Here is a 13760-nt window from a genome sequence, read left to right on the forward strand (position 1 = left end):
CTGCCCCGATGCGATTCCCGCGCCGCGGAGTTGGCGCCATGAGCGCCTGGCGCGGCCCGCGCCGCGTGCTGCTTGGCGTCAGCGGCGGCATCGCTGCGTACAAGTCTTGCGAGCTGGTGCGGCGCCTGCGCGCGCGCGAGGTCGAAGTGCGCGTGGTGCTCACCGCCAACGCCGAGCGCTTTGTCACCGCGACCACGTTTCAGGCGCTGTCCGGGCAGCCGGTGCGCAGCGGTCTGTGGGATGCCGCCGCCGAAGCCGCGATGGGTCACATCGAGCTGGCGCGCTGGGCCGAGTTGATCCTGATCGCGCCGGCCAGCGCGCACACGCTGGCGCGTCTGGCGCACGGTCTGGCCGACGATTTGCTCAGCACGCTGTGTCTGGCCAGCGAGCGCCCGCTGGTGCTGGCGCCGGCGATGAACCGGCTGATGTGGGCACACCCTGCCACGCAGGCCAACCTCGCGCTGCTGCAGGCGCGCGGCGCTCACGTGCTCGGCCCGGACAGCGGTGCGCAGGCCTGTGGCGAGACGGGCGACGGGCGCATGCTCGAGCCCGACGCCATCGTCACCGCGCTGGATGAGGCGCTGGATCAATCGGCCGCGGACGCGACGGCGCCCGCGCTGCAAGGCTTGCGCGTGCTGGTCAGCGCCGGGCCGACTTGCGAAGACCTCGATCCGGTGCGCTATCTGGGCAACCGCAGCTCCGGGCGCATGGGTTTCGCCATCGCCGCCGCCGCCGCGCAGGCCGGCGCCGAGGTGACGCTGGTGGCTGGTCCGGTCAGCCTGGCCACGCCACCCGGCGTGGCGCGACGCGTGGATGTGCGCAGCGCGCTGCAGATGCACGCCGCCATGCTGCAAGCAGCAGTCAATGCCGACATCGTGATCGCCGTCGCCGCCGTGGCCGATTACCGCCCGGCGCAGGTCAGCGCGCACAAGCTCAAGAAACACGGCGGCCCGTTGATACTGGAGCTGATCGAGAATCCCGACATCCTCGCCGCGCTGGCGGCGCTGCGCCCCAAACCATTCCTGGTCGGCTTCGCCGCCGAGACCGAGCAGCTCGAAGCCCACGCGCGCGCCAAGCTGCGGCACAAGGGCGCGGATCTGATCGCCGCCAATGTCGTCGGCGCCGGCCGCGGCATCGAAACCGCGGACAACGCACTCAGCATGTTCTGGCACGGCGGCCAGCACGAGCTGGCGCGCGCCGACAAGGCCACGCTGGCGCGCGAACTGGTGGCTCTGATCGCCGCGCGGCATGCCGTGGCGCGCGAGGCCGCGCCATGATCGAGGTGAAATATCGCGTGCTTGATGCGCGCCTCGGTGTCAGCATTCCGCTGCCCGCGTATGCCACGCCGGGCAGCGCGGCCATGGACTTGCGCGCCGCGCCCGAAACAGCGCTCACGCTCGCGCCGGGCGCCGCCGCGCTGGTACCCACCGGGCTGGCGCTGCACATCGGCGATCCGGGCTGGTGCGCGCTGATCCTGCCGCGCTCGGGCCTGGGCCACCAACACGGTCTGGTGCTGGGCAATCTGGTCGGCCTGATCGACGCCGATTACCAGGGTCCGCTGATGATTTCGTGCTGGAACCGCGGGCAGGCGGCGTTTACCATCGCGCCGGGGGATCGCATCGCGCAGTTGCTGCTGCAGCCAGTGGCGCAGGCGCGGCTGGTGCCGGTGACGGAATTCGCCCCCAGCATGCGCGGAACGGGCGGTTTCGGTTCCACGGGCACAGGTTAGCGGGGTGTTGAAAAACACTTCACTGACAGCGGGCGTGGATGCCCTGCACGCGGATCAAGCGCGCAAGCACCTTGATCTGGCGGGAGTGAGTACGGACCTGTGCCGGACTCACGATAGCGAGACGGTGCAGGACGGCACTGTCTCGACCTTCGGCTTGGCGCGGGGATGAGGCGCATGATGGCAGCGCAGAATCGATCAGCTCGGCATCCATCCGCCAGACCGCCGCGCGGCTGGCGCGCGCTGCTCGGCACCTTCGACTGGCGCCGCGAGTTGCCGCTGGCTGGCGCCACCGTGGCGCTGTTGTTCGGTTTGTTCGCGGCCTGGCAAAGCTGGGAGCTGTGGCAGGTGCAGCAAGCCGTGGCCGCGCTGACGCCGACGCGCGTGCAGGCGGCGCAAAATCTGGGCGGCCTCGTCGCCGACCTGCGCAAGCGAATCGCGCTGGCGCTGCAGGACCCCGCCGTGCAGGCGGACATGATCAACGGCCCCAGTGCCGCGGCGCAAGTGCGCCTGCACACGCTGCTGCCGCAAGTGAGCCGGATCGAGCTGTTCGGGCCGGATCTCAACGAAGTGCTGCGCGCCGATTACGCGCGCTTCGGCTATGCCAAGGCGGCGCAACTGGTGCGCGCGCAAAGCATCGCGGCTATGGTGCGCTTCGAAGTGCGCGGCAGCGCGGGTCGGCAAACCCTCAGCCTCGCTGCGCCACTGCGGGACGGCGCGCATCTGCTCGGCTACGCCTGGATCGAATACCCGTTCACGTTGCTGCAGGCGCGCTTCGATGCACTGCCCGCGCCGCATGGCGGTGGACGTCTCGAACTGCGCCAGCAGGGCGTGCTGTTGCTGGCGCATGGCGGCAGTGCCCAGCCCGGCGCCGAGGACGCCGGATTGCCGGTGCCCGGCAGCGCGCTGAGCGTGCGCGCGCTGCCGCCGAACAACTACGTGGTGCTGACCGAATCGCTGCCCCTGGCGCTGCTCTGGGTGGTGCTGGGATTCGGCGGTGGCATCGTGTTGCTATGGCTGCGGCGGCGCGCCTTCGGCGCGACTTCTTTTCATGGAGAACCCACCTTGGCTGATGTCATGCGCGACCAACCACAGACCGCGCCCAAGGCCCCCGAGGTGGCCAAGGCAGCCACCCCCACGCCTGCCGCCAGCGCCGCACCGGTGGCGCTGGATCGCAGCGTTTTCCGCGCCTATGACATCCGCGGCGTGGTCGGCACGCAATTGTCCGCAGAGATCGCGCGCCTGCTGGGTCAGGCAATCGGCAACGTCATGCGCGAGAAAAATCTCGGCGAAATCGTCATTGGCCGCGACGGCCGCCTGTCCGGTGCCGAGCTGGTGGCGGCGCTGGGCGAGGGCTTGCGCGATGCCGGTTGCCACGTCATCGATCTCGGCGCGGTGCCCACGCCGGTGGTGTATTTCGCCGGCTTCCTGCTCAACACCGGCTGTGGCGTGGCCGTTACCGGCAGCCACAATCCGCCCGAGTACAACGGCTTCAAGATCGTCGTCGGCGGCGAGACGCTGAGCGAGGACGCCATCCAGGATTTGTACGTGCGCATCAGCGAGGGCCGCCTCAAGCGCGCGGACGGCGGCAGCCTGCGCCAGCAGGACGTCGGCACCGATTACATCGAGCGCATCAGCAGCGACGTGCAACTGGAGCGCCCGCTGAAAATCGTGGTCGACTGCGGCAACGGCATCCCCGGCGCGTTCGCGCCGCAATTGCTGCAGGCCATCGGCGCCGAGGTGATCCCGCTGTACTGCGAGGTGGACGGCACGTTTCCCAATCACCATCCCGATCCGTCCGATCCGCGCAATCTCGAAGACCTGATGCTCTCGGTCAAGCGCATGGGCGCGGATCTGGGCGTGGCCTTCGACGGCGATGGCGACCGCCTCGGCGTGGTTACGCCCGGCGGCGAGAATATTTTTCCAGACCGCCTGTTGATGCTGTTCGCGGCCGATGTGCTGACGCGCGATCCGGGCGCGGTCGTGATCTACGACGTCAAGTGCACCGGGCATCTGGCGCCAGCGATCCTGCGCCATGGCGGCGTGCCGCTGATGTGGCGCACCGGGCACTCGCTGATCAAGGCCAAGATGCGCGAAACCGAGGCCGCGCTGGCCGGCGAGATGAGCGGGCATTTCTTCTTCCGCGAGCGCTGGTACGGCTTCGACGACGGCATGTACGCCGCCGCGCGCCTGCTGGAAATCCTCGCCGCCGACCCCGAACGGCGTGCGCCGGGGGCGATCCTCGCCGCGCTGCCGCGGGATGTGAGCACGCCGGAACTGAAAATCGCGCTGGCCGAGGGCGAGCACTACGCCTTCATCGAACAGTTTCGCCACAACGCGCGCTTCGAGGGCGGACGTATCAGCCTACTCGACGGCGTGCGCGTGGACTGGCCGGATGGCTTCGGTCTGGTGCGTGCTTCCAACACCACGCCGGTGCTGGTGCTGCGCTTCGCCGCCGACACGCCCGAGGGGTTGCAGCGCATCCAGGGGGCCTTCCGCGCGCAGTTGCTGGCGCAGCAGGCGGACCTGAAGCTGCCGTTCTGAGCCGGGAGCCGGGAGCAAACGCGTTGCGCAGCGTGCCCCAAACATCGTCATCCCCGGGCGCGCGCAGCGCGAGCCGGGGATCCAGTGCCCTGCCGAGCGCCGCAACTGGCTGCCCGTCACCGCGGGCATGACGATTTGAGGCAGCCTGGGACTCGGGACTCGGGACTCGGGACTCGGGACTCGGGACTCGGCAAGGAGCATGGCGCTTTTTCGCCGCTGCCCATCCCGTTCCCCACCCCCGTTTCTAGGGCATCTGCGCGTTGGCCTGCGCCTGTTGCTGCTGCTTGATCTGGCGGTAGCGCGCCAGTTGCGGCGCGATCGCCGCCCGCGCCGCGTCGCGCTGCTGTTGCTGGCGCTGCCAGGCCAGGCGCTGTTGTTCGACCACCGCGCGCTGCTGGGCGATGTCGTGGGTGAGATAAAGCGGCACGGGTTTTTTCTCGTGCTCGATCTCGGCGGCGCGCTGCAGCATGTCGGCGAGGCTGCTTTCCTGGCTCTGCAGGTTGATTTCGGTGGCGCGCATGGCTTGGGTGACGTTGCTCACCTGCGCTTCCAGCGATTTGCGCAGGTCGGCCTCGGTTGGATAAGCGGTCAGCAGTTGCGCGTCGACGGCCTGCTGGCGTGCACGTGCGGCCTCAAGCTTGGCCTGCGCGCGCGCGGCGGCTTCCTCGGCGCGGCGCTCGGCGGGGCTGGGTACGTGCTGCACCACCACGCCCTGCGCATTGACGATGTCGTAGCCGCGCGCGATGGCGTCGGCGCTGAGCGTGTCGCTGAAATGCAGATTGCCGTGGGTATCGTGCCAGCGGTACTGCACTGGGCCGGTGACGACGGCGGCCAGCGCCATGCCGCTGGCCGCCAAGCCGAGGGCCAGCACCAATGCCGGCGCAAGGCGGCGCAGCAGTCGCGGTGGGGTCTGGATCACGAGCAGGCTCCTGGATATCAGTATGGGCACGCGCAGCAGTGTAGCCGCGCTGTCGCCTTGCGGAAGTGGCGTGCTGCACGACTTCAGCACGTGGTGCGCTTGCGCAGGCGCGCGTAGAACATGCCGTCGAGGCCATCCTCTCCGGGCAGGATCTGCCAGCCGGGACCATCGGCGCGGCCGGCCGGCAGAGTGATGGGCAGTGCTTCGGCATCACCGTGCGCGGCCAGGAATGCCGCGGCTTGCGCGGCATTTTCGCCGCGCAGGATCGAGCAGGTTGCGTACAGCAGCGTGCCGCCGCGTGCCAGCAGTGGCCACAGCGCATCCAGCAGCGCGCGTTGCTGCGCGATCAGCGCGGGCAGATCGCTGGCGCGGCGATGCAGGCGCACGTCGGGCTGGCGGCGCAGCACGCCGGTGGCCGAGCACGGCGCATCGAGCAGGATGTGCGTGTACGTCACGCCATCCCACCACGCCGCCGGTTGCGTGGCGTCGCCCACGCGCAATTCGGCGTGCAGGCGCAGGCGCGCGAGGTTGTCGCGCACGCGCGTCAGCCGCGCCGGCGCCAGCTCCAGCGCGGTCAGTTGCACCGCGCTGCGTTCGAGGATGTGGCAGGCCTTGCCGCCGGGCGCGGCGCAGGCATCCAGCACGCGCGCGCCGGTCGGTGCATCCAACAGGCTGGCGGCCAGTTGCGCGGCGCCGTCCTGCACGGCGCACGAGCCTTCGAACCAGCCCGGCAACTGGGTGACATCGAGCGAGGCCGCCAGCGTTACCGCGCTGTCGATCCAGGCGTGCGCTTGCGCGTCGATGGCGGCGGCGGCGAGGCATTGCAGATAGTCCGCGCGGCTACCGCGCGCGCTGTTGACGCGCAACGTCGGCGGCACCTCGGCATTGCTGGCGCTGATGATGGACGCGGCGTACGCGGGCCAGTCCGCGTGCAGCGCTTGCAGCAGCCAGTCGGGCAGGCGCGCGCGGCTGACCGCATCCGCGTCGAGTCGCGCCAGCAATGCGTCGCGCTCGCGCAGCCAGCGCCGCAGCACGGCGTTGACCAATCCGCGTTGCGCGTCGTGGCCCAGCGCCCGCGCCGCGTCCACCGTGGCCGCGACCGCCGCGTGGGCGGGCACGCCGAGGTCTTCCACCTGCGTCAGGCCCAGCACCAGCAGCGCCTGCAGCGCGCCGAGACGTCGCGGCAGCGGTTTTTGCAGCAGTCGTGGCAGCGCCGCGTTCCAGCGCAGCCAGCCGCGTGCGCCGGCGTACACCAGCGCGCTGGCGAAGGCGCGCTCGCGCGACTGCGGCAGTTGCGGCAATTGCCGCGCCAGCACCTCGCGCAAGGATCGACCGTCCAGCGCGATCTCGGCGAGCGCGCGCGCGGCGACGGCGCGGGTGTCGGCCGGGGTGACGGTACTCATCGGCGCGCGCGCAGTTCGGGCCGTGCGTTGAGGTAATCGGCGGCGCTGATGCGGCGCGCGCCGGCGCGCTGCAGTTCGGTCACGCGCAGCACGCCGGCGGCGGCGGCCAGATCAATGCCCGCGCGCGTCGCGTCCAGCACGCTGCCGGGCGCGACGTCGGCAGCCGCGCTCGCGGGCAGCGCCTGCGCGCGCCACACGCGCACGCGCTCGCCGGCGATCTCGGCCGCGGCCACCGGCCACGGATCGAAGGCGCGCACCTGGCGCTGCAGTTCGATCGCGGGCTTGCTGAAATCGAGCATGGCCTCGGCCTTGTCCAGCTTGTGCGCGTAACTCACGCCCGCCGTGGCCTGCGTCTGCGCCGCTGGCAAGGTGCCGGCGAGCAGTCGCGCCAGGCCGATGCCCAGCACTTCGCCGCCCAGCGCGGCGAGACGATCGTGCAGGCTGCCGCCGGTGTCCTCGGCGAGGATCGGTGTGCGCCGCGTCAGCAGCACCGGACCGGTGTCGAGGCCGGCCTCCATCTGCATCAGGCACACGCCGGTTTGCGTGTCGCCGGCCAGCAGTGCGCGCTGGATCGGCGCCGCGCCGCGCCAGCGCGGCAGCAGGGAGGCGTGCACGTTCCAGCAACCGTGGCGCGGAATCGCCAGCACCCCGCGCGGCAGAATCAAGCCGTAGGCCACGACCAGCAGCAGATCGGGCGCCAGCGCCGCAAGCTGCGCCTGCGCCGCGCGCGTTTTGAGCGATTCGGGCTGGAACACCGCCACGCCCGCCGCCAGCGCGGCCTGCTTGATGGGGCTGGTGGCCAGCGCGCGCCCGCGTCCGGCCGGCCGGTCGGGCTGCGTCCAGACGCCCACCAGTTGTGTACCCGGTGCGTTGCGACACGCCGCGAAGCAGGGCAGGGCGAAGGCTGGCGTTCCGGCGAACGCCAGCCGCACAGGGGCGCGCTGCGTGCTCAGGCCGTGGCGGCCTGGCGGTGCCGCTTGTCCAGCTTGCGGCGCACCATCTCGCGCTTGAGCGGCGAGAGGTAATCGACAAACAGCTTGCCCTGCAGGTGATCCATCTCGTGCTGGATGCACACCGCCAGCAGATCGCTGGTTTCCAGGGTGAAGGTCTTGCCCTCGACATCCTCGGCCTCGACGGTAACCGTCAGCGCGCGATCAATATCGGCGAAGATGCTGGGCACCGACAGGCAGCCCTCTTGATAGGTCTGCGCGCCATCCTGGGCGAGGATGCGCGGGTTGACCAGGGCCAGCGGCTGGTCGTGATCCTCGCTGACGTCGCACACCAGCACGCGCTGGTGCACATTGACCTGGGTTGCCGCCAGACCAATGCCCGGTGCGGCGTACATGGTCTCGAACAGGTCGCGCACCAACTGCGCCAGCGCCGCGTCGAAACGCGTGACCGGCTGCGCCACGGTGCGCAGGCGCGGATCGGGGAATTCGAGGATTTCAAGCTTGGCCATGGCGATGCCTCCCAAGCGGAGATGCGGATCGCGGAGCCGATCACAAGCACGCCGCTGCGGCTGCGGCTATTGTAAGCACGCCGCGCGGGCCGCGCCTGATCGGTTGTTTCATCGGGCGAATGCCGTGATGTGTGGTCGTGCCAGCCGTGCTGTCGGAGTCGGTTCGAGTGCGTGTTACACTGCTAAAACCCTAAGGGGAACGGGGAATTGCCAGCCATGCTTAAGAAATCGCTTGCGCTTCTTTCCGGCGTGATGATCGCCTTCGCGGCCTATGCCGGTGGCAGCAACATGCTGCGTCACGGTCACCCCGACACCTACGTGGTGCGCAAGGGCGACACGCTGTGGAGCATCGCCGCCCACTTTCTCAACAAGCCTTGGCTGTGGCCGGAGTTGTGGCAGGCCAACCCGCAGATCCACAACCCGCACCACATTTATCCTGGTGACGTGATCAGCTTGGACTACATGGGCAACGGCGAGCCCTCGCTGGTGCTCAGGCCGCGCGTGATCGCCATGCCGCTGAACGAGGCGGTGCAGCCGATCCCGCTGTCCGAGATGCAGACCTACCTGGTCGATCTGCGCGTGTTCAACCATCGCGACATGCTGACCAAGGCTCCGTACGTGGTCGGCTTCGAGCAAGACCAGTTGCGCGGCGTGCCCGGTCAGTTCATCTACGTGATGGGCTTGCAGGATGCCAAGCCCGGCGAGCGTTTCGCCGTGGTACGCCCCACGCACGTGTTCACCACCTTCAATGCCGACGCCGGCAGCCGCGACCAGATCGCGCAGGATCTTGATGACAACGTCACCCAGTACGACGGCCCCTGGCACCGCAACACCACCGGCTACGGGCTGTTCGGCAAGGGCCACACGCTGGGCTACGAGGCGCAGGTGATTGGCACCATCGCGGTGTTGCGCATCAACAAGCCCGGCGAACCCGTCACCACGCTGCTGCAATCCTCGATCATGGAGATCCGCAAGGGCGATCGCATCCTGCCGCTGGATACCCATCCCTACGACAGCAACTACTACCCGCACGCGCCCAAGACGCTGCCACCGAACATGCGCGTGATCGCCTTCAACGCCGCCATGAATGCGGTGGGCTCCAAGCAGGTGGTGGCGTTGTCGGCCGGCAGCGAGGAGGGCGTGAGGAACGGCCAGACCTACGCCATCTGGCAGCCAGGCGAGCGCATCATCAACGACGTCGAGTCATCCAGCTTCGATCACACTTTCAGCAAGCGCGTCACCCTGCCGTCCGAGCTCGTCGGCCACGTGATGATCTTCCGCACCTTCGATCACGTCAGCTACGGCCTGGTGATGGACGCGCAAGGCCCGGTCAAGCTGGGCGCCAAGCTCGAATTGCCGCAGTAAGGATTCGATCCCACGTATCCCGTGCGCCCTCCTCGCGAGGGCGCGCGCGTTTTCGGCGCGCGCGCGCATGCTGTAGGCAGGCGCCGACAGCGCACGCCGGCACGCGCTGCGCGGCGCGATCCGCACACTGTCGCGCATGAGTGTTGACGCCGAACACGAAGCCTGGCTGATTCTGCTGCGCACGCCCGCGCTGGGTGGCGCCGGCCTGCGCGCGTTGCTGGCGCGCGACGGCAGCGCCGCGGCGCTGCTGGCACGTCTGCGCCGCACGCCACCGGCGGCGTTGCCGGACGCCGCGCGCGCCTGGTTGCGCGCACCCGAGCGCGCGCGCATCGCGGCCGATCTGCACTGGCTGCAGCAGCCCGACCAGCATCTGCTCACTTGCCGCGACGCCGATTTCCCGCCGCAGCTCGATGCCTGCCCCGGCGCACCCGCGGCGCTATTCGTGCGCGGCGACGGCGCGCGTCTGCTGCTGCCGCAGCTCGCCATCGTCGGCGCGCGCGCGGCCACGCCTGAGGGTCTGGCGCACGCGCGCCGCTTCGCCGCGCAACTGGGCGCGGCCGGGCTGACCATCAGCAGCGGACTCGCCGCCGGCATCGACGGCGCCGCGCATGCCGGCGCGCTGGACAGCGCCGGCGGCACCGTGGCCGTGGTCGGCACCGGCGGCGATGTGGTGTATCCGGCGCGGCACCGCGAGCTGGCCGCGCGCATCGTCGCGCGCGGCGCATTGGTCAGCGCGTTTCCGCCCGGCACGACGCCGCGCGCGGCGCATTTTCCCATGCGCAATCGCGTGCTGGCCGGGTTGGCGCTGGGCGTGCTGGTGGTCGAGGCCGGACAGCGCTCGGGCGCGCTGATCACCGCGCACGCCGGCACCACGCTGGGGCGTGAGGTGTTCGCCCTGCCCGGTTCCATCGCCAATCCGCTGGCGCGCGGTTGTCATCGCCTGATCCGCGAAGGCGCGCAGTTGGTGGAAAGCGCCGAGGAAATCCTCGATGCGCTGCGCCCGGCGATCAGCGCGCAAGGCCTGCGCCTGTCCGAGCGCCTGGCGCAAGACGCCGACGTCAGCGCTACATCCGTCGCGATCGCCACGCTGGATCGCGATGCCACGCGCTGGCTGGCCGCGCTGGGTCACGCGCCGGTGGCGCTGGAAACCCTGGCCTTGCGCATGGATCAACCCGTCGCCGCCGCCGCCGCGGCGCTGGGCCTGCTGGAACTGGAAGGCCGCGTCGCGCGCGCCGCCGGCGGGCTGTGGCAGCGTCTGCCCGGTTGAGCCGGATTTCGGCAATGCGCGACCGCAAGGCCAAGCGCGCGCCGCTCACGGCGCGGCCCGCCTCAAGACCTGCGCGTGCCATGTCCAGGAAAACAACGACTGGTGCAACTTGCTATTTCTGATACGTTCGCGTCGTCGGTGCGGTTTGTTTCCCGGAGCGCGCGATAACGCTGTTGCCGCATTTGGCGATTTGCATGGCGGTTTTCCAGATTTGGATGGACACGTCATGCAATGCAATTGCAGACCGCGCACAGCTCGCGTTGCGCGCAGTGTCTTTGGCGCATGCAGATCTGCTGCGCTTTTCCTGGTTGCGCTCAATCGCGATGCAGCGCGCGAAAACCGATGTCGTGGCGATAAAAGCCACCGTCGAGATGCACGTGCGCGAGCGCGGCGTAGGCGGCGCTGCGCGCGGCGGCCAGTGACTCGCCCAGCGCGCAGGCACTGAGCACACGGCCGCCGCTGGCCAGCACGCGACCCTGCGCGTCGAGCTGCGTGCCGGCATGGAAGATCTTCACCTCTGGCGCGAACTGCGTGTCGTGACCCGTGAGCACATCGCCGCTGCGCGTCGCGCAGGGGTAGCCGTGCGCGGCCAGCACCACGCCCAGCGCCGGGCGCGAGTCCCACTCCACGTCGATCTGCTCGAGGCGACCATCGAGCGCGGCCTCGATCAGATCGAGCAGATCCGAGCGCAGGCGCAGCAGCAGCGGCTGGGTTTCCGGATCGCCCATGCGCACGTTGTACTCCAGCACGCGCGCCTCGCCGGCGTCGTCGATCATCAGCCCCGCGTACAGAAAACCAATGAACGGCGCGCCCTCGGCGGCCATGCCGGCCAGCGTCGGGCGGATGATGGTCTGCAGCACGCGCTGCTCGATCGCGGGCGTCAGCACCGGCGCCGGCGAGTACGCGCCCATGCCGCCGGTGTTGGGGCCGAAGTCGCCATCATCGCGGCGCTTGTGGTCCTGGCTGGAGGCCAGCGGCAGCGCGTGCGTGCCATCGCACAGCACGATGTAGCTGGCTTCCTCGCCTTCGAGGAATTGCTCGATCACCACGCGCGCGCCGGCCGCGCCCAGCGCGTGGCCGCCGAGCATGTCGCGCAGCGCCTGCTCGGCATCACCGAGGGTCAGCGCCACCACCACGCCCTTGCCGGCGGCGAGGCCGTCAGCCTTGATCACGATGGGCGCGCCGTGGCGGCGCACGTGCTCCAGCGCCAGCTTGAGGTCGGTGAACACCGCGTAGTGCGCGGTGGGGATGGCGTGACGTGCAAGGAAATCCTTGGCGAAGGCCTTGGAGCTTTCCAGTTGCGCGGCGATGCGGCGCGGGCCGAAACAGGGCATCCCGGCGGCGCGGAAACGATCGACCACGCCCAACGCCAGCGGCGCTTCGGGGCCGACCACGGTCAGCGCGATGCCCTCGCATTGCGCCAGCGCCAGCAGGCCATCGATATCGGTGGCCGCGACCGGCGCGTTGCGCACGCGGCGCTCCCGCGCGGTGCCGGCATTGCCCGGCGCGACGACCACCTCGCGCACGCGCGGCGACTGCGCCAGCTTCCAGGCCAGCGCGTGCTCGCGGCCGCCATCGCCGATCACCAGCACCTTCATCACTTCGCTCCGCGTGCGCAAAACGCGATTGTAGCGGTGCGCTCAGCGTGCGCCGCGCGGCCACACGCGCGCGCCACGATGCAGTGCATGCGCCAGCCCCGCGCCGACGATCAACACCGTGTCGCCCATCAGAACGGTTCGTCGGCGCCACGCAGGTCCAGCTCGTGCGTCCATGCGCCCGGCGTCTGCTGCGTCAGGTGCCAATACGCATCGGCCACGGCGGCGGGATCGAGCCGCGCCGCGTATTGCCCGGCGCGCGCGCTGTCGGCCAGCACGCCATCCAGAATCGTGTGCGCCACGTGCACACCCCGCGGCTGGTAGGCGCGCGCCAGCGCCTGCGCCAGCCCGCGCAGCGCGAACTTGGCGCTGGCGAAAGCGGCGAACTCGGCGCCGCCGCGCAGGCTGGCGGTGGCGCCGGAAAAAATCAGCGTGCCGCCGCCGGCTTGCGTCATCGCCGGCAGCACCGCTTGCGCCACGCGAAACGCGCCCAGCGCCATGCCTTCCCAGCAGGCGCGGAAATCGTCCTCGCGCAACGCCGCGAACGCTGCGCGCCGAAACACGCCGACGTCGTACACCAGCACGCGCGGCGCACCGTGTTCGACGATCAGTTGCGCAAGCCGCGCCGCGCCGTCAGCGGCCAGCAGGTCGAGCGCAACGTGCGCGCCATTCGCCAGCGCTGGTTCGGGCGCGCTGCGCGACAGGGCCAGCACGCGCCAGTGCTCGCGCGCGAAGCGCGCCGCCAGCGCCGCGCCCAGGCCGGGGCCGTAGCCGGCGATCCAGAGCTGCGCGGGCGCGGCCATGCTCAGCGCCGCGCGGTGATCAGGAAAATCGGGTATTGCGCGGTCTTGCCCGCGCGGGTTTTCTCGGCGGTATGCGCGGTGCGCGCGCTGATGTCGCGGAAGCCGGTCGCTTGCAGCCAGCGCGTGAGTTCGGCGCGCTCGAAACCATGATGCGCCACGCCGGGCACGTCGGGGTTGTGGAAGCTGCCGTCCTCGGCGTCGAGATCGGCCAGCGCCACCCAGCCACCAGGCACCAGCATGCCGTGGAAAACCTTCAGCAACGCGGGCACATCGGGAATGTGGTGCAGGGTCATGCTGCTGAAGATCAAATCGAAGCGCTGCGCCGGTGGTGCCTCGCGGGTCAGATCGAGCACGCGCGTGTGCAGATTGTCGAGGCCGGCGGCGCGGGCTTTTTCATCGAGTACCGCCAGCATGCCGGGCGACAGATCACAGGCCAGCAGATGCCGCAGCCGCGGCGCCAGTTGCGCGCCGACCAGGCCGGTGCCGCAGCCGTATTCCAGCGCCTGCCACTGCGCTTGCAGCGGCACCGCGGCGGCGATGGCTGCGGCCACGCCGCCGGCCATGGCGCGGCGCATGGGCGAGTCGTCCCAATCCGCGGCGATGGTGTCGAAGCGTTGGCGATTCGAGTCTTGCAAGAGGCTGGACATGGGGTGACTCCGGGATGGGTTGGGGTGTGCGG

Annotated in this window: 12 protein-coding genes; 5 read left to right on the plus strand and 7 right to left on the minus strand. The window is 70.2% G+C overall.

The features are described from left to right. Positions 1-38: 38 nt before the first annotated feature. From coaBC to ACYDAT_RS01255, 3 genes are all read left to right on the plus strand, one after another. Positions 39-1277 carry a bifunctional phosphopantothenoylcysteine decarboxylase/phosphopantothenate--cysteine ligase CoaBC gene (gene coaBC / locus ACYDAT_RS01245; RefSeq protein ID WP_461448245.1) on the plus strand — a complete coding sequence of 413 codons (1239 nt, stop codon included), beginning with the start codon at positions 39-41 and terminating at the stop codon, positions 1275-1277. After that, positions 1274-1729, plus strand: a complete 456-nt coding sequence (gene dut / locus ACYDAT_RS01250; RefSeq protein WP_461440039.1) for a dUTP diphosphatase — start codon at positions 1274-1276, stop codon at positions 1727-1729. The genes coaBC and dut overlap by 4 nt, the downstream gene beginning before the upstream one ends. A 174-nt stretch (positions 1730-1903) precedes the next feature. Then, positions 1904-4270, plus strand: a complete 2367-nt coding sequence (locus ACYDAT_RS01255) for a phosphomannomutase/phosphoglucomutase (RefSeq protein ID WP_461448246.1) — start codon at positions 1904-1906, stop codon at positions 4268-4270. Between the two features lie 244 nt (positions 4271-4514). Here ACYDAT_RS01255 and ACYDAT_RS01260 read toward each other — a convergent pair whose 3' ends face one another. From ACYDAT_RS01260 to def, 4 genes are all read right to left on the minus strand, one after another. Next, positions 4515-5189 carry a DUF4124 domain-containing protein gene (locus ACYDAT_RS01260; protein WP_461440037.1) on the minus strand — a complete coding sequence of 225 codons (675 nt, stop codon included), beginning with the start codon at positions 5187-5189 and terminating at the stop codon, positions 4515-4517. A gap of 83 nt (positions 5190-5272) precedes the next feature. Then, entirely contained in the window at positions 5273-6592 is a 1320-nt protein-coding gene (rsmB, locus tag ACYDAT_RS01265) for a 16S rRNA (cytosine(967)-C(5))-methyltransferase RsmB (RefSeq protein WP_461441771.1), read from the minus strand. After that, positions 6589-7524 carry a methionyl-tRNA formyltransferase gene (fmt, locus tag ACYDAT_RS01270; protein ID WP_461441772.1) on the minus strand — a complete coding sequence of 312 codons (936 nt, stop codon included), beginning with the start codon at positions 7522-7524 and terminating at the stop codon, positions 6589-6591. Before fmt ends, rsmB begins: the two co-directional genes overlap by 4 nt. 17 nt (positions 7525-7541) lie before the next feature. Next, on the minus strand, positions 7542-8051 hold the full coding sequence (gene def / locus ACYDAT_RS01275; RefSeq protein WP_461448247.1) for a peptide deformylase: 510 nt from the start codon (positions 8049-8051) through the stop codon (positions 7542-7544). A gap of 216 nt (positions 8052-8267) precedes the next feature. Between def and ACYDAT_RS01280 the strand changes: the two genes are divergently transcribed. After that, positions 8268-9416, plus strand: coding sequence for a LysM peptidoglycan-binding domain-containing protein (locus tag ACYDAT_RS01280; protein ID WP_461448248.1), 1149 nt, complete (start codon positions 8268-8270; stop codon positions 9414-9416). A 136-nt stretch (positions 9417-9552) separates the two neighbouring features. Beyond that, positions 9553-10683 carry a DNA-processing protein DprA gene (gene dprA, locus ACYDAT_RS01285; protein ID WP_461448249.1) on the plus strand — a complete coding sequence of 377 codons (1131 nt, stop codon included), beginning with the start codon at positions 9553-9555 and terminating at the stop codon, positions 10681-10683. 314 nt (positions 10684-10997) lie between these two features. Here the strand turns inward: dprA and purD are convergent, their stop codons facing one another. From purD to ACYDAT_RS01300, 3 genes are all read right to left on the minus strand, one after another. Then, positions 10998-12281: a phosphoribosylamine--glycine ligase gene (gene purD, locus ACYDAT_RS01290; RefSeq protein WP_461448250.1), complete on the minus strand. Its 1284-nt coding sequence runs from the start codon at positions 12279-12281 to the stop codon at positions 10998-11000. A 128-nt stretch (positions 12282-12409) separates the two neighbouring features. Continuing rightward, positions 12410-13081, minus strand: coding sequence for an SDR family NAD(P)-dependent oxidoreductase (locus tag ACYDAT_RS01295; protein ID WP_461440614.1), 672 nt, complete (start codon positions 13079-13081; stop codon positions 12410-12412). Between the two features lie 2 nt (positions 13082-13083). Continuing rightward, positions 13084-13728, minus strand: coding sequence for a class I SAM-dependent DNA methyltransferase (locus ACYDAT_RS01300; protein ID WP_461448251.1), 645 nt, complete (start codon positions 13726-13728; stop codon positions 13084-13086). Positions 13729-13760 lie beyond the last annotated feature (32 nt).

Source organism: Metallibacterium sp. (assembly GCF_054637675.1).